At 70.8% G+C, this 17,876-nt stretch carries 17 protein-coding genes and 1 tRNA gene; 13 read left to right on the top strand and 5 right to left on the bottom strand.

The window, feature by feature from the left end; translation table 11 throughout:
- Positions 1-73: 73 nt before the first annotated feature.
- The 3 genes from ABZ876_RS01190 to ABZ876_RS01180 all read left to right on the top strand — a co-directional run bounded on the left by ABZ876_RS01190 (position 74) and on the right by ABZ876_RS01180 (position 1,259).
- Entirely contained in the window at positions 74-394 is a 321-nt protein-coding gene (locus ABZ876_RS01190) for a hypothetical protein (protein ID WP_361772475.1), read from the top strand.
- Between the two features lie 176 nt (positions 395-570).
- The gene (locus ABZ876_RS01185; RefSeq protein ID WP_361772473.1) at positions 571-939 is read left to right on the top strand and encodes a WhiB family transcriptional regulator; all 369 of its coding nucleotides are present in this window, start codon (positions 571-573) and stop codon (positions 937-939) included.
- On the top strand, positions 936-1,259 hold the full coding sequence (locus tag ABZ876_RS01180) for a hypothetical protein (RefSeq protein ID WP_361772471.1): 324 nt from the start codon (positions 936-938) through the stop codon (positions 1,257-1,259). Before ABZ876_RS01185 ends, ABZ876_RS01180 begins: the two co-directional genes overlap by 4 nt.
- A gap of 206 nt (positions 1,260-1,465) precedes the next feature.
- Here ABZ876_RS01180 and ABZ876_RS01175 read toward each other — a convergent pair whose 3' ends face one another.
- Both ABZ876_RS01175 and ABZ876_RS01170 read right to left on the bottom strand, forming a co-directional pair.
- Complete coding sequence (locus ABZ876_RS01175; protein ID WP_361772469.1) at positions 1,466-2,830, bottom strand: AarF/ABC1/UbiB kinase family protein; 1,365 nt, start codon at positions 2,828-2,830, stop codon at positions 1,466-1,468.
- A complete protein-coding gene (locus ABZ876_RS01170; RefSeq protein ID WP_361772467.1) occupies positions 2,823-4,046 on the bottom strand; it encodes a TOMM precursor leader peptide-binding protein in 1,224 nt (407 codons plus the stop codon). Before ABZ876_RS01170 ends, ABZ876_RS01175 begins: the two co-directional genes overlap by 8 nt.
- Before the next feature lie 213 nt (positions 4,047-4,259).
- Here ABZ876_RS01170 and ABZ876_RS01165 point away from each other — a divergent pair, with 213 nt between their 5' ends.
- The 4 genes from ABZ876_RS01165 to ABZ876_RS01150 all read left to right on the top strand — a co-directional run bounded on the left by ABZ876_RS01165 (position 4,260) and on the right by ABZ876_RS01150 (position 8,156).
- A complete protein-coding gene (locus tag ABZ876_RS01165; RefSeq protein WP_361772465.1) occupies positions 4,260-4,856 on the top strand; it encodes a M48 family metallopeptidase in 597 nt (198 codons plus the stop codon).
- Between the two features lie 128 nt (positions 4,857-4,984).
- Positions 4,985-6,691, top strand: coding sequence for a TerD family protein (locus ABZ876_RS01160; protein WP_361772463.1), 1,707 nt, complete (start codon positions 4,985-4,987; stop codon positions 6,689-6,691).
- A gap of 12 nt (positions 6,692-6,703) precedes the next feature.
- Positions 6,704-7,384 carry an AIM24 family protein gene (locus ABZ876_RS01155; RefSeq protein WP_234514255.1) on the top strand — a complete coding sequence of 227 codons (681 nt, stop codon included), beginning with the start codon at positions 6,704-6,706 and terminating at the stop codon, positions 7,382-7,384.
- A 16-nt stretch (positions 7,385-7,400) separates the two neighbouring features.
- The gene (locus ABZ876_RS01150) at positions 7,401-8,156 is read left to right on the top strand and encodes an AIM24 family protein (RefSeq protein WP_361772460.1); all 756 of its coding nucleotides are present in this window, start codon (positions 7,401-7,403) and stop codon (positions 8,154-8,156) included.
- A gap of 137 nt (positions 8,157-8,293) precedes the next feature.
- Here ABZ876_RS01150 and ABZ876_RS01145 read toward each other — a convergent pair whose 3' ends face one another.
- Together ABZ876_RS01145 and ABZ876_RS01140 are read right to left on the bottom strand one after the other, a co-directional pair.
- Positions 8,294-8,809: an NUDIX hydrolase gene (locus tag ABZ876_RS01145; RefSeq protein ID WP_361772458.1), complete on the bottom strand. Its 516-nt coding sequence runs from the start codon at positions 8,807-8,809 to the stop codon at positions 8,294-8,296.
- Entirely contained in the window at positions 8,806-10,239 is a 1,434-nt protein-coding gene (locus ABZ876_RS01140) for a zinc-dependent metalloprotease (protein ID WP_361772456.1), read from the bottom strand. Before ABZ876_RS01140 ends, ABZ876_RS01145 begins: the two co-directional genes overlap by 4 nt.
- Before the next feature lie 191 nt (positions 10,240-10,430).
- On the opposite strand from ABZ876_RS01140, the gene ABZ876_RS01135 reads away from it, so the two are divergent.
- The 4 genes from ABZ876_RS01135 (at position 10,431) to ABZ876_RS01120 (ending at position 13,719) form a co-directional block, all read left to right on the top strand.
- Positions 10,431-11,594, top strand: coding sequence for an SDR family oxidoreductase (locus ABZ876_RS01135; RefSeq protein WP_361772454.1), 1,164 nt, complete (start codon positions 10,431-10,433; stop codon positions 11,592-11,594).
- A gap of 138 nt (positions 11,595-11,732) precedes the next feature.
- Positions 11,733-12,194 (top strand): molybdenum cofactor biosynthesis protein MoaE, encoded by a 462-nt coding sequence (locus ABZ876_RS01130; RefSeq protein ID WP_361772452.1) that lies wholly within the window; start codon positions 11,733-11,735, stop codon positions 12,192-12,194.
- Positions 12,195-12,374: 180 nt separating this feature from the next.
- On the top strand, positions 12,375-12,539 hold the full coding sequence (locus ABZ876_RS01125) for a hypothetical protein (RefSeq protein ID WP_361772450.1): 165 nt from the start codon (positions 12,375-12,377) through the stop codon (positions 12,537-12,539).
- Positions 12,540-12,621: 82 nt separating this feature from the next.
- Positions 12,622-13,719 (top strand): PDZ domain-containing protein, encoded by a 1,098-nt coding sequence (locus ABZ876_RS01120; RefSeq protein ID WP_361772448.1) that lies wholly within the window; start codon positions 12,622-12,624, stop codon positions 13,717-13,719.
- 102 nt (positions 13,720-13,821) lie between these two features.
- Here ABZ876_RS01120 and ABZ876_RS01115 read toward each other — a convergent pair whose 3' ends face one another.
- Positions 13,822-14,364 carry a PPA1309 family protein gene (locus ABZ876_RS01115; protein ID WP_361772446.1) on the bottom strand — a complete coding sequence of 181 codons (543 nt, stop codon included), beginning with the start codon at positions 14,362-14,364 and terminating at the stop codon, positions 13,822-13,824.
- Between the two features lie 174 nt (positions 14,365-14,538).
- Between ABZ876_RS01115 and ABZ876_RS01110 the strand changes: the two genes are divergently transcribed.
- Both ABZ876_RS01110 and ABZ876_RS01105 read left to right on the top strand, forming a co-directional pair.
- Positions 14,539-17,547, top strand: coding sequence for a UPF0182 family protein (locus ABZ876_RS01110; protein WP_361773858.1), 3,009 nt, complete (start codon positions 14,539-14,541; stop codon positions 17,545-17,547).
- Between the two features lie 43 nt (positions 17,548-17,590).
- Positions 17,591-17,664: transfer RNA gene (locus ABZ876_RS01105), tRNA-Met, on the top strand.
- Positions 17,665-17,876: the final 212 nt, after the last annotated feature.

Below are 17,876 nucleotides of genomic sequence, written 5' to 3'. Positions count from 1 at the left end.
TCCGTGCTGTACTTACGTATCCGTAGGACTGGCTCAGCCCAGTCCCCCGAGACGCCGAGAGGAGGCGATTGAAGTGATCAGCATCAAGGCCAGCTCCACCCGCACCGTCAAAATGACCGATCGCTCGGTCGTCTCCGCGTGCATGCTCGGCGCCTCCGGCCTGGGCACCGGTCTGTCCGGCATCCGTGCCGACCGCCCGGTGGCCTCCCTGTCTCTCGCGGGTCTTCCCATCCGTGAGCGCAATGAGCGACCGACCAAGGCACTGGAAGCAGTAGCGGCACAGGCGCACGCCTATGCCTTTACGGCGGCCGGTGCCGGAGTCCGGAAGCAGACGACGCAGCACCACCTGAAGTGGGCCTTCCGTGGGCCAGAACCCTGGAGTGATCCAGCCTGATCGCCGATCAGGCCGGCGCCCTCAGGGCCGCGGAACCCCACCCGGGATCCGCGGCCCTTCTGTTTTCCCCCAACGGGGACGGCAGACCGAAGGGGCCTCGGGACAAGAAAAGAACCCGGTACCAAGCCGCCACCCGGCCCAACAGGGCCGGAACGACCAGACGAGGAAGACGACCCGTGCAACTCGAAGCGCACGCCCCGTCCGTACCGCCTTCCGAAACGATCCCCCCGCCCGGCCTCACGGAGGACTCCACCTTGACCCCGCTCACCCCGCTCACCGCGCTCGACGACGCCATCGAGAACCTCGGCGTGCCCGTCCCCTGCCGCTCCTACGACCCGGAGGTCTTCTTCGCCGAGTCGCCGGCCGACGTCGAGTACGCCAAGTCCCTGTGCCGCACCTGCCCGCTGATCGAGGCCTGTCTCGCCGGCGCCAAGGAACGGCGCGAGCCCTGGGGCGTCTGGGGTGGCGAGCTGTTCGTCCAGGGTGTCGTCGTCGCCCGGAAGCGGCCCCGCGGCCGCCCGCGCAAGAACCCGGTCACGGCATGAACACCACAGGAACGATCGATCGCCCCCTCACGCACGACCCCAAGAAGCAGGCCCCGATGAAGCCGTCCACCAGCGAGCCCGCAGGCTCCGCGATCCCAGACGTCACCACCACCGGCGCGAACGCCTCGCGTCAGAACAGGACCCGAGAGATGCAACTCATCCCAGAAGCCCTGGCTCGCGCGCATATGCGCGAGCGAATGCAGGAGGCCGAGCGGGAGCGCCAGGCCAGGCGCCTGGCGGTGGCCCGCCGGATGCAGCGCAGGGCCGAGCGCGCCTCGATGCGTGCCCGCCGCGCGCTGGCCATCGCCGTGATGCAGTAGCCGACCACCGTCGGCGGCGGGAAGACCTCGCGGGGGCCGGTCCGAACGGACCGGCCTCCGCGGTGCGTTGTGTGTCACGCATCACGCCGGCGGAGTGATCGACACCGGGCGGGGCTCCGTTCCCGAAACTTCGCTCCGGGGGCTTCCCCCCTCCCCCTCCCCCCCACCCGCCCCGCCCCCAAGAGCCCGCGGTTCAGCCCGCTCGCTCATGCCTCGGCTGCCGGTTCCTCCTCCTCCGGAAGGAAGCCCGGGAGCCACTCCTCGAGTTCGTCGCGCAGCCGGACCGTAGCGCCCAACTGGCACAGCACGCCGATCGTGCTCAGGGTCACCCGGTGTATGAGCAGGTACGCCGGGGGCAGGTTCAGCCGCTTGCCCAGCTGGTAGGCGGGGGAGCGCGGGTCGGCGATGCGGGCCGCCTGGCTGCGCATCCAGCCGCGGGTGAAGGTGAACTCGTCGGCCTGGGCGGGCTCGATGATCGGCAGCAGGTAGTCGAGGACCGCGTCGGGGTCGAGGTCGATGGATTCCTTCACGAAGCCCTCCTCGCAGAGGAGTTCGTAGACCGACTGGGCGTCGCCCTCCAGGGTCATGCGCAGGGAGGGGCCGATCGGGGCCGGCAGCCCGCCGGGGAGGCGGTCGACCGTGCCGAAGTCGAGGACGCCGAGGCGCCAGCCGTCCTTCCGGAGGGAGCCGGCGGCGCCGGGCAGGAGACGGAAGTTGCCCGGGTGCGGGTCGGCGTGCAGCAGGCCCGTGCGGGCCGGGCCGGAGAAGAGGAAGCGGGCCAGCAACTGGCCGGCGCGGTCGCGCTGTTCCTGGGTGCCGGTCGCGATCACCTCCGACAGCGGTGTGCCGTCGACCCATTCGGTCACCAGGACCTGCTCGCATTGGTGCACCACGTCCGGCACCATCACGTCCGGGTCGTTCGCGAATTCCTCCGCATGCGCCCGTTGGGCCTGTGCCTCCAGGCCGTAGTCCAGTTCTTCGGAGACCCGGTCGCGCAGTTCCGTGATCAGCGGTTTGATGTCCATGCCCGGGACCAGGGGACCGAGCAGACGGGCGAATCGGCTGAGTTGGTTGAGGTCGGAGAGCAGTGCCTCGCCGGCCCCCGGGTACTGCACCTTGACCGCGACCTCGCGGCCGTCGTGCCACACCCCGCGGTGGACCTGGCCGATCGACGCGGCCGCCGACGGCTTGTCGTCGAACTCCCGGAACAGTCCCTGCCAGTTGTCGCCGAGGCGCTCTTCGAGTACGCCGTGCACCGTGCGCGTAGGCATCGGCGGTGCCGCCTCCTGAAGCCTGGTCAGGGCGGCGCGGTACGGCCCGGCGACCTCCTCGGGCAGGGCGGACTCGAACACGGACAGGGCCTGGCCGAACTTCATCGCGCCGCCTTTGAGCTCGCCGAGCACCTTGAACAGTTGTTCGGCGGTGCGCTGCTGGAGTTCGCGGCCGACGATCTCCGCGGATTCCCCGACGATGCGTTTGCCGAGCCCCCACGTGGCCCGCCCGGCGAAGCCGAGCGGGAGCGCGGCGAGCTTGGCGGTTCGGGTGACCGCCTTCCGGGGAAGATCAGACATGCGCCCTCCAAGTCCCAGACAGCCGTGCCGCGTGTGTCCTGCGGGACGAGTTCCTCGACGGCTGTTGCTCCGCCATTCTCTCGTGTTGCTTCCCGTCTTTTGAGGTGTGTTCCTGCTTACCTTTCGCCGCGGCGCCACACTCGCATGCGGGGTGGGGCCACACCGGTCGCGCGTGCCAGTGGAGTCGTGGCACGGATGTCTCCCAGCGGGCGTCGGTGCTGGAGGGCGCGTCGCCGTCGAGGAAGGCGAGTGCATGTCCGGCGGCGACTCCGGCGACGGCGGTGGCCAGGGCGAGGTCGCAGGCCTGGACCTGCGGGGGCCGTCCGGAGCGCCATTGGGCGACCAGTCGGGGCCAGGTCTCGTCCCGGTCGGTGCGTGCCCGGTCGAGGCAGCCCGCGCAGGCCGTGTCGCCCGGCAGGACGAACGGGCCGACGACTCCGGTGCCCTCCACTACGCCCGCGTGGAGATGGGGTGTTCCGGAGGTGATCAGTGGCTGGGCGGTGAACGGGTCGGGCGCGTGGACGTCGAGGCCGTCGCGTGGGGCGAGGATCACCAGGGAGAGGGCGGGGAGCGGGTCGTCGTGGGCTGAGCGCCGGGAGGTGCGCTCCCGGCGTGGTGGCCGGTCCGGGGCGGCTGCTCGTACGGCGCGGCGGGCCGCTTCCTCACGACGTGCGCCGATCGAGTCGGCCGGCAGGCCGCCCGGTGCGACGTCCCACGGTTCGACGCAGCCGGTGTCGCGGACGTCGACCTCGCCGACGCCCGCGCCGGCGAGCAGGGAGGCGAGGACGGCTCCCACGCGGCCTGCGCCGCGGACCTGGACGCGGTGGTTGCGGCGGGCGGCGAGGCGTCGGGCGGGCTCGCCCGGTGGGCGGGTGACGAGTGACAGGGAGGCCAGATCGGGACGGAGGCGGTCGAGGACGGCGGTTTTCGTGCGCAGGGTGTCGGCCGCTGGGCCGCCGCCGGTGGCGTCGTCGAGCAGGCCCGAGCCGGAGAGGTTGTCGACCAGTGCGTCGACGTGGCCGTCGGGCAGGCCCATGCGGTGGGCTTCGTGGCGCAGCAGTGGCAGGCCGCGGGTGCCGTCGAGCAGGGTGAGGAAGCTGCCCGTCGCGGTGTCCATGGGCCCCAGCACCATGGCGTGCGCGGGTGCCATCCCGAACTGCACGGTGTTCAGATCGCGCCAGCCGCGCCGCAGCGCGGGTTTCACCATCGGATGCATATGTGGCCCCCGTAGCTCTTGGTAGGTCCCTGTTGGTCGGCGGTGGTTCGGTGTGCCGACGGGTGTCAGGATGCCTGGGGAGGGTGGGGGTGTGGGGAAAGTTGTCCACAGGCGGGGGACTTCGTCGTATGAATCGAGCGGTTGGGGTGTGGATCGGTACGGAACCGTTCCAGAGGGGGGACTTCCGCTGTGCGCAGCGGGTAACGTCGGGGCGTGCCCGCCGACCCACTGGACAGCGCCGGAAAGTCACAGCGCAGCACGACGAGCCAGCCGCCGAGAGGCTCGGGGGCGAGCGCGATCGAGGTTCGCAGGAGTGCGCGCCGCCGTAGAACGGTGTCCGCGTACCGCGAGGGCGATCGCACCGTCGTGCTGATCCCCGCCCGGATGTCCGAGGCGGAGGAGCAGCGCTGGGTGACCGTCATGCTCGACAAGCTGGCTGCTCAGGAGAGCAAGCGGGTGATCGGCGACGTGGAGCTGGCCGAGCGTGCGGAGCGGCTGTCGGCGCAGTATTTCGAGGGGCGGGCGCGGCCGGTGTCGGTGCGCTGGGTCACCAACCAGAACACGCGCTGGGGCTCGTGCACTCCGTCGGAGGGCAGTATTCGTCTGTCGCACCGGTTGCAGGGCATGCCGGAGTACGTGGTCGACTATGTGCTGCTGCACGAGCTGGCGCATTTGCTGGTGCCGGGGCACGGGCCGGACTTCTGGCGGCTGCTGGAGGCGTATCCGCGTACGGAGCGGGCCCGGGGGTTCCTGGAGGGCGTGGTGGCGAGCGGCCGACTGCCGGACCAGCCGGTTCCCCGGGCCGAGTAGCCGGGGCGGTCGCGTCCCGTCGGCGAAGCGGTTGTGTACCGGGTCTGTACCGGCTGCGTCGGCTGTCGGTGTTTGCCGTTAGCCTGGCGCGACGCACTCGCATTCGGGATGGGGGACGGTCGTTACGCATGGCCAGGGAATTCCAGCGCGGCCACAAGGCCAGGATCAGTGACCTCACCGCGGGCACGGATCTGTACGTAGGCGTGCAGATCGCCGGGCCCGGACTGACCTTCGACATCAGCTGCTTCGGTCTGGACGCCGACGAACGGCTCTCGGACGACCGGTACTTCGTCTTCTTCAATCAGCCGAAGTCGCCGGAGGAGGCCGTTCAGCTGCTGGGGGCGCAGGCGGGCGACACGGAGTCCTTCCGGGTCACCCTCGACAGGGTCCCGGCGCACATCCGGAAGCTGTCCTTCACGGCGACGATCGACGGTGCCGGGCAGATGTCGCAGGTCGGTCCCGGCTATCTGCGCATCGTGGCGGGTGGTGAGGAGGTGGCCCGGTACCCGTTCAGCGGCTCGGAGTTCACCTCCGAACGTGCGGTGATGCTGGGCGATTTGTATCTCAAGGACGTCTGGCGGTTCGCCGCGGTCGGCCAGGGCTTCGACGGCGGCCTTGAGGCGCTGTTGAAGAATTTCGGTGGGGAGGTCGCCGAGGAGGAGGAGCAGCCGGGCGCGCCGCAGCAGCCGCCGGCCGGTGCGACCCCCGGGTTCGCCCCGCCCGCGCAGTCGTCCGCGCCGCCCGCGTTCGCCGCCCCGCCGACGCCCGCTGCCGTCCCGGCGCCGCAGCAGCCGCAGCCCGCGCCGCAGGGCTTCGCGCCGCCCCCGGCGGCCGCCCCGCCCGCACCGGCCCCGCCCCCTCCCGCGCCCGCACCGTCCGTGCACGCCGCGCCGACCATCGTCGCGCCCCTGACCACACCGCCCGGCGGCACGGTGCCGCCGCCGGGTCCCGCGCCGTACGCCCAGCCGCCCGGGCAGCCGGGCCCGCCGCCGGGCTACGGCGGACAGCCGTCCGCCCCGGTGCCCCCCGGTTACGGGCAGCAGGCCCCGCCGCCCGGTTACGGGCAGCAGACCTCGCCCCCGGGTTACGGTCAGCAGCCGCCCTACGGCCAGGTTCCCGGCCAGGCGGGCGCCCCGGCCCCGTACGGTGCTCCCCAGGGCGCCCCGCAGGGCGGGACCGGCGTGGCCGCCGCGTTGCAGGCGTTCAAGGAGGCACCCACCGGTCAGCGGTGGACGCAGCAGAACAAGAAGCTCGTCCGTGTAGACCTCGGTATCGGCGGCCAGCCCGTGCTGGCCCGGCAGGGCAGCATGGTGCTCTACCAGGGCAAGGTCGACTTCGGTTACAAGGGCGCCGGTTTCGTCGGACGCATCGTCGGCAACGCGACGGGCCAGGAGATGCAGCTGATGCGCTGCACCGGCCAGGGCCAGGTGTTCCTCGCCGAGAACGCCGCCCATCTGCACCCCATCGAGCTTCAGGGCGACGCGATCTGCGTCTCCGCGGAGAGCGTCCTCGCCTTCGACGAGTCCCTCCAGCACGAGGTCCGGCGCATCGAGGGGCATGGCATCCCGGGCGGCGCGCTGTTCACGATGCAGTTCCAGGGGACCGGCACGATCGTGGTGAAGACGCACGGCGCGCCGGTGGTGCTGCCCGTCACCCCGACGACGTTCGTGGACTCCAACGCCGTCGTCGCCTGGTCGGCGGCCGCCCAGGTGGTCGTCTCCAGCCAGGTGCGGATGCGCCGCAACGCCTACCCCGGGGACACCGGGGAGGGCGTCAACCTGCAGTTCCGTGCCGCGCCCGGCAATTTCGTCGTCGTCCAGCCGTACGAGGTCTAAAGGGAGCCCGTCATGAACCAGCCGCTCGCGGGCTTCGCCCCCGCACCCGTCACCGCCCGCATGGAGAACCACGGCAGCCACATGCTGAAGGTCGCCATGCAGACCGGGAACGACCTCCTCGCGCGCGTGGGGTCGATGGTCGCCTACGAAGGGTTCGTCACATACGAGCCCAACCCGCCCGCCGTGCGGCAGATCGCGCGGGACTGGATCACCGGCGAGGGCGCGCCCTTGATGAAGTGTTCCGGGGACGGTCTGCTCTACCTCGCCGACTACGGGGCGAACGTCGTCGTCATCAATCTGGGCGGGGACGCGATCTCCGTCAACGCCACCAACCTCCTCGCCTTCGACGCGCACCTCCAGTGGGGTGTCGAACGCGTCAAGGGGCTCGCCAAGTTCGCCGGGCAGGGCCTGTGGAACACGAGGATCTCCGGTCAGGGCTGGGTCGCCCTGACCTCCCGGGGCAAGCCGATCGTCGTCGACTGCGGTGGCGGTGAGGACGAGACGTACGTCGACCCGGACGCCCTCGTGGCCTGGTCCCCGAACCTGAAGGTGAAGGGCAAGCGCAGCTTCAAGGCGCAGTCCCTCATCGGGCGCGGCAGCGGCGAGGCGTACCAGATGGCGTTCTCCGGGCAGGGCATCGTGGTCGTCCAGCCCAGCGAGGACAGCACCGACCGCCTCCGGATCCGGGGCTGAGGGGGAACCGCACACCATGCAGAGCACGCTTTTCGGCTACAACGAGCAGCAGACCCAGGAGCGCTACAGCCTGCAGAACCCGCAGCTGCTGCGCGTCCTGCTGGAGGGCCACGACGACGTCCTGGCGCGCAAGGGCACGATGGTCGCCTACCAGGGGCTCATCGAGTTCGACGCCGAGTACCAGAGCGGCGGCCAGCGCCATGCGCGTGCGCATACCGGCGAGGGCCTGGACCTGATGCGCTGTCACGGGCAGGGCACCGTCTACTTCGCCAACCTCGCGCAGTACGTGCACATCATGGACGTCGAGCAGGACGGGCTCACCGTCGACAGCAGCTATGTGCTGGCGATGGACTCCTCGCTGCACCACGAGGTCATCGCCGTGGACAGCCAGTACGGCATCTCCGGCTCCGGCAAGTACCAGCTCAACATCACCGGGCGCGGCAAGGTCGCGCTGATGACGTCGGGCGCGCCCTTGGTGATGCAGGTCACGCCGGACAAGTACGTCAACTGCGACGCCGACGCGATCGTCGCCTGGTCCACCGGCCTGCGCGTCCAGATGCAGGCCCAGACGCACTCCACGGGGGTGTGGCGCCGGCGCGGCAACACCGGTGAGGGCTGGGAGCTCAGCTTCATGGGCAGCGGCTTCGCGCTGGTGCAGCCCAGCGAGCTGCTGCCGCCGCAGAACGCGGCGATCGGACAGGGGCTGCGGGCCCAGTACGGCATGGGGCAGTACGGGGCGCGGGCACAGAACCAGGGCAACGTCTGGAGCTGACCGCCCGGGAGCGGGTAAGGGGCGGCCGCACTGGGGGCCGCCCCTTACATCTTGCCTTCAGCGCCCGATCCGCGTGCGTTCGGCGACTGATATCCCGTGCACTCGGTACGTGCTGTCCGGACTTGCCGTCCACGCCCTCAGAGCCTGGCCCGCGTCCCCTCGAGCAGCCGCACCACCGAGTCGTCCGCCACGGTCGCCACCTCGTCGTAGGCGAACCAGCGCAGGTCCAGGGACTCGTCGCTGATCGCCTCGACGGCACCCGCCGGAGCGAGCGCCGCGTACTGGACGTCGAGATGCCAGGCACACGGCGTGTGATGGCGGTCCAGCCGCACCGGGCCACCGGGCAGCAGGGTCAGGTCCGTGATGCCCGACTCCTCCGTCGCCTCCCGCAGAGCGGCGACGGCCAGCGTCCCGTCGGACGGCTCGCAGTGGCCGCCCATCTGCAGCCATATCCGCATCTTCCGGTGCAGGGTCAGCAGCACACGGCCCCGCTCCGGGTCGATCACCAGGGCGCTCGCCGTGACATGCCCGTCGCGGCAGGCCTTCCACATGCCGTCCGGATGGACCGCCAGGTGGTCCAGGTAGATCCGGCGCAGCTCTTCCTGGCCCTCGTAGCCCTTCAGGACGAGGACCGCGTCGTCGCGGAGGCTCACTCGGCGCCGTCGTCCTCGGCGTCGCCGTCGTCCTTCTTGGTCAGGTCGGTCTTCCCGCCGGAGCCGCCCGCCGCCTCGCCGAGCATCTTGTCCAGTTCGGAGAAGTCGAGCTGCTCACGGTGCACGAAGCCGTCCGGGTCGTCCAGGTCGGACGCCGTGGGCAGCATGTCCGGGTGCGCCCACAGGCCGTCCCGGCCGTCCACGCCACGCGCGTCCGTGAGCGAGGCCCACAGCCGGGAGGCGTCCCGCAGCCGGCGCGGACGCAGCTCCAGACCGATCAGCGTGGCGAACGTCTGCTCGGCCGGACCGCCCGAGGCGCGGCGCCGGCGCAAGGTCTCCCGCAGCGCGTCCGCGGAACCCAGACGCGGCTTCGCCGCCGCGTGCACCACCGCGTCCACCCAGCCCTCGACCAGCGCCAGCGCGGTCTCCAGACGGGCCAGGGCCGCCTTCTGCTCCGGGGTGTCCTCCGGCTGGAACATGCCCTGCTGGAGTGCCTGCTGGAGCTCCTCCGGGTTCTGCGGGTCGAACTGGCCGACCACGTCCTCCAGCTTGGCCGTGTCGACCTTGATGCCGCGCGCGTAGCCCTCGACCGCACCGAACAGATGCGACCGCAGCCACGGCACATGGGCGAACAGACGCTGGTGGGCGGCCTCCCGCAGGGCGAGGTACAGCCGCACCTCCTCCTTCGGCACGCCCAGGTCCTTGCCGAGCGCCTCGATGTTCAGCGGCAGCAGCGCGGCCTTCCCGGCCGGACCGAGCGGCAGACCGATGTCGCTGGACCCGACGACCTCGCCGGCGAGCACGCCGACGGCCTGCCCGATCTGCGTGCCGAACATGGCGCCGCCCATGGAACGCATCATGCCGATCAGCGGGCCCGCCATGGCCTGCATCTCCTCCGGCAGGACGTCGCCCATGGCCGAGCCGACGCGCTCGGCGACCGGGTCGACGAGCTCCTTCCACACCGGCAGGGTCGCCTCGACCCACTCCGCGCGGCTCCAGGCCACGGCGGAGCCAGCGCCGGACGGCAGCGACGTCGCATCGTCGAGCCACAGGTCGGCAAGGCGGACGGCCTCCTCGACCGCGGAGCGCTCGCCGGGGCTCACGCTCGCGTCCTTGGTGCCGTCCGGGGTGCCCTGGGAGACCGTCTGGCGGGCGATCTGCTTGGCCATGTCCCAGTTCACCGGGCCGCCCTCGTAGGAGAGCATCTGGCCCAGCTGCTGGAACGCGGCGCCCAGGTCGTTGGGGTTCAGGGAACCGAACATCGCGGCCAGCGGGTTGTCGGCGCCGGCGCCGCCGGCTCCGGGCTGCCCGAAACCGAACGGGTTGGCCGGTCCCTGACCACCACCGCTCTGCTGGTCCTTCTTCTTGCCCTCGTCGCCGTTCTCCGGCTCCTCCGGCGGAAGGCCGAATCCGAATGGGGTGTCACTCACGGGATTCCTCGGCTGGTAAGGCCACCGGCTCTTTCCGGCGGCTGGCTGCCCGACAACACACCCAGCGTAGACACCCCGGCGCGATCGGGCCTGGGTGCTTCACCGACACCTGGCCTGCGGCAGGATGGATGCCACCTGGTACGGCTCGCGTGCGTCGCGTCCGTACTGAAGACAACCGCTGGAGACGCCCGGTGAGTTCCCCAGATCCACAGGTTCGCGCAGCGCGAAACCACTCGGCCCGCCCATCGCCCGACGACCGCCCCCGCGCGGCGGCGCTGCGCGGCGACGAGGCCTCCTCCCTCCGCGGGCCCGTCGTCGCGGTCACCGGCGCCGCGTCCGGCGTCGGCGCGCTGCTGACCGAGCGGCTGGCCGCGTCCGAGGAGATCAAGCAGGTCGTCGCCATCGACGAGCGGCGCGGGGAGTGCGCGGCGGCGCAGTGGCACATCCTGGACGTGCGGGACCCGGCGATCGCGGAGAAGCTGCGCGGCGCGGACGTCGTGGTGCACCTGGCCCTCGACCTCGATCTGGAGACGGATCCCGCGGCCCGTACGGCGTACAACGTGCGCGGGACGCAGACCGTGCTGACCGCCGCAGCGGCGGCCGGGGTGCACCGGGTGGTGCTGTGCACGTCGGCGATGGTGTACGGCGCGCTGCCGGAGAACGAGCTGCCGCTGGCGGAGGACGCCGAGCTGCGGGCCACGGCGGAGGCGACCGGGGTCGGGGACCTGCTGGAGATCGAGCGGCTGGCGCGGCGGGCGCCCCGCGCGCACCCGGGACTCAATGTCACCGTCGTCCGCCCGGCCGTCCTGGTCGGCGGCACGGACACCGCGCTGACCAGGTATTTCGAGTCGCCGAGGCTGCTGGTGGTGGCGGGATCGCGGCCGGCCTGGCAGTTCTGCCACGTCGAGGACCTGTGCGGCGCCCTGGAGTACGCCGTCCTGGAGAAGGTGGAGGGAGAGCTGGCCGTCGGGTGCGACGGATGGCTGGAGCAGGAGGAGGTCGAGGAACTGAGCGGGATCCGGCGGATGGAACTGCCGTCGGCGGTCGCCCTGGGGGCCGCGGCCCGGCTGCACCGGATCGGACTCACGCCCTCGCCCGCCGGGGACCTCGCGTACACGATGTACCCGTGGGTGGTGAGCGGCAGCCGGCTGCACGACGCCGGGTGGCGGCCCCGGTGGACGAACGAGGAGGTCCTCGCGGAGCTGCTGGAGGAGGTGTCCGGGCGGCACACCGTGGTGGGGCGGCGGCTCGGACGCAAGGACGCGACGGCGGCGGGTGCCGCGGGCGCCACGGTGGCCCTGCTCGGCGCTGCCGCGGTGGTACGGCGGGCGCGGAAGGCCCGGCGGCGGATCTAGGGGGTTTCGCCCGGATCCGCCCGGGCTCCGTCGGCGCGCGGCACGGCAGCCGCGGCGTCCGGCGCGGTGCAACCTCCCGGGCCCGGCCGGTGGATCTTCTCTTCCTCGCCGCCGCAGGTGTACGGCACGATGGGGGACATGGCACCCCACAGCGACCACCCCGGTGAGCGGGCGGCGGACGACCCCATCAAGCTGCTCGCGATCCGAGACACCCCGCTCTCCCTCGACGAGGTCTTCCGGGCCGTGGGGGACGACGCGGCCGGAGGGACCGCGCTGTTCGTCGGGACGGTGCGCAACCACGACGGCGGGGCGGACGTCGACGAGCTGGGCTATTCCTGCCATCCCAGCGCCGAGGCGGAGATGCGGCGGATCGCGGAGAAGGTCGCCGCCGAATATCCCGTCCGGGCCCTCGCGGCCGTGCACCGCGTCGGGGACCTCAGGGTCGGCGACCTGGCCGTGGTCGTCGCCGTGGCCTGCCCCCACCGGGGTGAGGCCTTCGACGCCTGCCGCACGCTGATCGACGACCTCAAGCACGAGGTGCCCATCTGGAAGCACCAGAGGTTCTCCGACGGGACGGAGGAATGGGTCGGCGCCTGCTGACCCAGGGGAGCCGCCGCCCCGCGGCACCCCAGGGCCCGCGCGCATTCCTCTTACAGGGTTGACCAAGCTCTCACCCGGCCTCCGGTTGCGTAACCGCACCCCCGACGTGAGCGTTGACATGGCAGACGATTAATCTGCTCATCAGTCAGTTGCGGTCGCTCATGGGGTTGGGAGGTCGGCATGGCGGCGCTCGCCTGGTTGCTGATTCCGCTTTTGGCTGCGATCGGTGCCGGACTGTGGGGCAGTTGGGCCGGCCGCCACCGCAAGGCCGCGGGCGACGGCTCCGAGCTCGCCGGATACGCGCGTTTCCGCGAGGCCATGGAGAGGTCCCACTCCGGCACCTGAGGACCCTGCCGCCCGAGGGGCCGCCCACGCGTACGGACGGCCCCGACGGTCCACCCACAGGGCCGTCCCGTACTGTCGTTCCATGCCACGCCGCACCGCGACGATGCTCGCCTCCACCCTGATGCTGATCGCGCTCCTGTGCGCGGGAGTCTTCATCAAAGTGCCGTACTCGGAGATGTCCCCGGGTCCGACGGTGAACACCCTCGCCGAGCACGACGGCGAGCCGGTGCTGCAGATCTCCGGGCACAGGACCTACCCGACGACCGGCCATCTGAACATGACCACCGTCCGGGTCACCAGCGCCGAGTACAACATGAACCTGGTCGAGGCCGTGTACGGCTGGCTTGCGCACGACACCAAGGTGGTCCCGCACGACACGCTCTACCCGGACGGCAAGACCGAGCAGCAGTCCACCCAGGAGAACGCCGAGGAGTTCACCCAGTCCCAGGAGAGCGCCAAGGTCGCCGCGCTGAAGAAGCTCGGCGTTCCCGTGCGGTCCTGGGTGATCGTCGCCACCGTCCTCAAGGGCTCGCCCGCCGAGGGCAGGCTGCACGCAGGTGACGTCGTCAAGGCCGTCGACGGGACGGCCGTGAAGGCGCCCGGCGACGTCGCCAAGCTGGTCACCAGGCACAAGCCGGGACAGGACGTCGTCTTCACGATCGTGCCCGCCAAGGAGCAGGCCGCCGCCGAGAAGGCGCAAAAGACCGCCGTCCGGACCCAGAACGTGACGATCACCACGGCGAAGTCCCACGACAGCGGCCAGCAGCGGGCCATCGTCGGGATCTCCGCCGGGACCGACCACACGTTCCCGTTCACGATCGACATCAAGCTCGCCGACGTCGGGGGCCCCAGCGCGGGCCTGATGTTCGCCCTCGGCATCATCGACAAGCTCACCCCGGGCGACCTCACCGGCGGGAAATTCGTGGCCGGCACCGGCACCATCGACGACGACGGGCGCGTCGGCCCGATCGGCGGGGTCGAGATGAAGACCGTCGGCGCGCGCAGCAAGGGCGCCCGGTTCTTCCTCACCCCCAAGGACAACTGCGCGGCCGCCGCCAAGGACGCCCCCGAGGGCCTCACCCTGGTCCGGGTCGACACCCTCGACGACGCCCTGAACGCGCTCGAGGACATCCGCACCGGCAAGACCGCCGACGTGCCGAAGTGCACCGCCAAGGGCTAGATCCGGCACGGCGACACGGCGTCGCGTCACGGCATGGGGCGCCCCTGAGCCGGCGGGGGCGCCCCCGTCGTCGTAGGCCCTGACCCCGCGGGCCGTGCGGACTCAGTCCTCGAACGTCGCCGACAGCGCCTGCGCGAGCCCCGGCACCAGGTCCGGGCCCGTCAGCACCTCCGCCGGCGAGTCCTTCTCGCGCAGCCGCAGCGCCGACTCGCGCGCACCGTCCCGCAGCACCGCCACCGTCATCCGCACCTCCTGGCGCTCCGGGTGCTCGGCGACCCACCGGGCCAGCTTCTTCTCGCTCAGCCCCTGCGGGACCCCGGACTCCGCGGACGGCGGCAGCATCAGCCGCTCCACCGTGAGCGCGCATCCGGTCACCGCGTCGGGCCAGGCGATCGTGGCGAGGAACTCGTCCAGCGGACTGTCGGCAGGGATCTCCTCCTGCTCGATCGGGGTGAGGCCGGCGGTCTCGGGCTCGTCCTCCAGGCCGAGCTGGGCCGCGAGGGAGGGTTCCTGCGCGCGCAGCCGCGCGGTGTCGACGAGGGCGAAGAGGCGAGCGGGCTGGTCCCACCCGAGGCCGGAGACGTACTCGTCGATCTCGAGGACGGCCCGGGTGAGGGGACTCGCTGCCATGGGAGTGTTGGACATGGTCACAATCCTGCCTCGTTCCGACCCGGAATCGGGAACCGAGTAAAGCGCCAGTAAGTTGCATAGGTGGGGCTCCGCGATCGTGGAGCCTCGTCCACGGTCCGCGTTCACGGGGGCCTGACGGATCAACACGGATCAACAGCGAACTTCGAGGTGCGCACCTTGGCTTTCCAGATGCCGGACCGCGGCGGAGGCCCGACGGGGCCCCGGATCAGAGTGGGCCGCCCGTCCCGGCGTGCCCGGACCCTGCTCATGACACTGGGGGTCCTCGCCGTCCTCGGTATGGCGTTCGTCATGTTCGCCGGCTTCTGGACGGACTGGCTCTGGTACCGGTCGGTGAAGTACTCGTCCGTCTTCGCCACCACACTGTGGACCAAGATCGGGCTGTTCTTCGTCTTCGGCCTGCTGATGGCGGCCGCGGTCGGCCTCAACATCTGGCTCGCCCACCGGCTGCGCCCGCCGCTGAGCGCCATGTCCATGGAACAGCAGAGCCTCGACCGCTACCGGATGGGGATCGCGCCCTACAAGCGGTGGCTGCTCCTCGCGATCACCGCCCTGGTCGGCCTGATCGCGGGCGCCTCCGCCGCGGGCCAGTGGCAGACCTGGCTGATGTGGGTCAACGGCGTGCCCTTCCACCAGAAGGACCCCCAGTTCCACCTGGACGTCTCCTTCTACGCCTTCGACCTGCCCTGGTACCGCTTCCTGCTCGCCTTCGGCTTCGCCGCCACGGTGCTGTCGCTGATCGCCGCCGCGCTCACCCACTACCTCTACGGCGGCCTCAGGCTCACCTCCCCGGGAGCGCGCGCCACCGCCGCCGCCACCGGACACCTGTCGGTCCTCCTCGGCGTCTTCGTCGCCCTGAAGGCGGTCGCCTACTGGCTCGACCGGTACGGGCTCGCCGTCAAGTCCAGCGACTTCAAGGCGACCGGCGACTGGACCGGCCTGAGGTACGTCGACGCCAACGCCTACCTGCCCGCCAAGACCATCCTGTTCTGCATCGCGGTCATCTGCGCGCTGCTGTTCTTCGCCACCCTGTGGCGGCGGACCTGGCAGCTGCCCGTCATCGGCTTCGGCCTGATGGTCCTGTCGGCGATCCTCATCGGCGGGCTGTACCCGGCGATCGTGCAGAAGTTCCAGGTCCAGCCGAACGAGCAGGCCAAGGAAGCGCCGTACGTCACGAAGAACCTCAAGGCGACCCGCGAGGCCTACGGCATCGACGACGCCCAGGTCACCGAGTACGACGGCACGAGCAGCACCCAGGACAAGAACAAGCTGCGCGCGGACGCCGACGCCACGGCGAGCATCCGCCTGCTGGATCCGAATGTCGTCTCGCCGACGTTCCAGCAGCTGCAGCAGATGAAGAACTACTACGCGTTCCCGACCAACCTGGACGTCGACCGCTACACCAAGGCCGGCAGGAACGCCGGAGACCAGGACACGGTCATCGGCCTGCGCGAGCTGAACCTGGCGGGCATCCCGAAGCAGAACTGGATCAACGACCACTTCCGCTACACCCACGGCTACGGTGTGGTCGCCGCCAAGGGCACCACCGCCGACGCCAACGGCCAGCCCGTCTTCACCGAGTCCGACCTGCCGTCCTCCGGTGACCTCGGCACCTACCAGCAGCGGATCTACTACGGCGAGAAGACCACCGAGTACTCGATCGTCGGAGGTCCCCAGAAGGAGATCGACTACTCCGACGACAGCGGCGAGAAGACCACCTCCTACCGGGGCAACAGCGGCGTCAGCCTCTCCAATCCGGTCAACCGGGCCGCGTACGCGGTGGCGTTCGGGGAGCCGCAGATCCTCTACTCCGGCGCCATCGGCGACGGCTCACGGATCCTGTACAACCGCACGCCCAAGCAGCGCGTGGAGGCGGTCGCGCCCTGGCTGACCATCGACGGCGACGCCTACCCGGCGGTCGTCGACGGGCACATCCAGTGGATCGTCGACGCCTACACGACGACGAACGGCTATCCGTACGCCTCGCGTACGACGCTCGGCGACACGACGGCCGACTCGCTCACCGCGGGCAACACCCAGCGCGCGGTGATGGCCCAGCAGAACCAGGTCAACTACATCCGCAACTCGGTCAAGGCGACCGTCGACGCGTACACCGGCGAGGTCAAGCTCTACCAGTGGGACGCCGAGGACCCCGTCCTGAAGACGTGGATGAAGGCGTTCCCGGGCACCGTGGAGCCGCGGAGCGACATCTCGCCCTCGCTGATGTCCCATCTGCGCTACCCGCAGGACCTGTTCAAGGTCCAGCGTGAACTGCTCACCCGCTACCACGTCAAGGACGCGCAGACGTTCCTCAGCGGCAGCGAGGTGTGGCAGGTGCCGGACGACCCCACCAACAAGTCGGGCAACGCGGTGCCGCCGTACTACCTGAGCATGAAGATGCCCGACCAGTCCGCGCAGGCGTTCTCCCTGACGACGACGTTCACGCCGAACGGCCGCGACAATCTGAGCGCCTTCATGGCGGTCAACGCCGAGGCGGGCAGCCCCGACTACGGCAAGATCAGAATCCTGAAGCTGCCGACGAGCAGAACGGTCGACGGGCCCAAGCAGGTCCAGAGCCAGTTCAACTCCGAACAGGACATCGCCGAGTCGATCAGGCTTCTCAAGGGCGGCGACTCCGACATCGAGTACGGCAACCTGCTCACCGTCCCGATCGACGGCGCCCTGCTGTACGTCGAGCCCGTCTATGTGCGCGGCGGCGGCCTCAAGTACCCGCTGCTGCGCAAGGTCCTGGTGACCTACGGCGGCAACACGGCGTTCGAGGACACCCTCGGCCAGGCGCTCGACAAGGTCTTCGGGGCGCAGGCTTCGACCACCCCGCCGGGCACCGGCACCACGACCCCGCCACCAGCCGGCAACCCGACGGTCCGACAGGCGCTCCAGGACGCCCAGAAGGCCTTCGACGCCGGCCAGGAAGCCCTCAGGAAGAGCGACTGGGAGGCGTACGGACGGGCGCAGAAGGACCTTCAGGACGCACTGAAGCGGGCCCAGGAGGCCCAGTCAAAGGCCCGTACCTCCGGCGGCGTCAGTGGAGGCGGACAGAGCGGAGCGAAACCGTCCGCCGGTCCCAGCGGCTCGCCCGGCGGTTCACCGAGCGGCGGCCCGAGCGGTGCGCCTAGCGGCGGCCCGAGCGGTGCGCCGAGCGGTTCGGGCGGCGGCTGAACCGAAAGCCCTCCCGCGCCGTGATACGGTTGCCTGACAACGGCGCGGGGTGGAGCAGCTCGGTAGCTCGCTGGGCTCATAACCCAGAGGTCGCAGGTTCAAATCCTGTCCCCGCTACTGAAGTCGAGGGCCCGGATCCTGATCAGGATCCGGGCCCTCGGCGTGTGCGAACGACACGACGGGAGCGTGCGGTGAGACGGGGGGCGTACGACGACACGACGGGGCGTACGGCGTGACCTGGCGACTCACGTGAAGTGCGGCCGATTGCACGGGCAGTTGGCCGCTTTGTGTTTGACTTGTCTCTCTGTGGGCATGTCGACAAAACGCTG

Source organism: Streptomyces sp. NPDC046931 (assembly GCF_040644655.1).
In the GTDB taxonomy this organism is placed as follows: Bacteria; Actinomycetota; Actinomycetes; order Streptomycetales; family Streptomycetaceae; genus Streptomyces.
The sequence above is the reverse complement of the archived record's forward strand: the minus strand, read 5'-3'. Positions and strand labels throughout refer to the sequence as shown.

What these genes read in the sequence shown, in the direction of transcription:
- ABZ876_RS01180 (WP_361772471.1), top strand. Translation starts at nt 936, where the DNA reads ATGAACACCACAGGAACGATCGATCGCCCCCTCACGCACGACCCCAAG.
- ABZ876_RS01175 (WP_361772469.1), bottom strand. Translation starts at nt 2,830, where the DNA reads ATGTCTGATCTTCCCCGGAAGGCGGTCACCCGAACCGCCAAGCTCGCC.
- ABZ876_RS01170 (WP_361772467.1), bottom strand. Translation starts at nt 4,046, where the DNA reads ATGCATCCGATGGTGAAACCCGCGCTGCGGCGCGGCTGGCGCGATCTG.
- ABZ876_RS01160 (WP_361772463.1), top strand. Translation starts at nt 4,985, where the DNA reads ATGGCCAGGGAATTCCAGCGCGGCCACAAGGCCAGGATCAGTGACCTC.
- ABZ876_RS01155 (WP_234514255.1), top strand. Translation starts at nt 6,704, where the DNA reads ATGAACCAGCCGCTCGCGGGCTTCGCCCCCGCACCCGTCACCGCCCGC.
- ABZ876_RS01150 (WP_361772460.1), top strand. Translation starts at nt 7,401, where the DNA reads ATGCAGAGCACGCTTTTCGGCTACAACGAGCAGCAGACCCAGGAGCGC.
- ABZ876_RS01130 (WP_361772452.1), top strand. Translation starts at nt 11,733, where the DNA reads ATGGCACCCCACAGCGACCACCCCGGTGAGCGGGCGGCGGACGACCCC.
- ABZ876_RS01125 (WP_361772450.1), top strand. Translation starts at nt 12,375, where the DNA reads ATGGCGGCGCTCGCCTGGTTGCTGATTCCGCTTTTGGCTGCGATCGGT.
- ABZ876_RS01120 (WP_361772448.1), top strand. Translation starts at nt 12,622, where the DNA reads ATGCCACGCCGCACCGCGACGATGCTCGCCTCCACCCTGATGCTGATC.
- ABZ876_RS01115 (WP_361772446.1), bottom strand. Translation starts at nt 14,364, where the DNA reads ATGTCCAACACTCCCATGGCAGCGAGTCCCCTCACCCGGGCCGTCCTC.
- ABZ876_RS01110 (WP_361773858.1), top strand. Translation starts at nt 14,539, where the DNA reads ATGCCGGACCGCGGCGGAGGCCCGACGGGGCCCCGGATCAGAGTGGGC.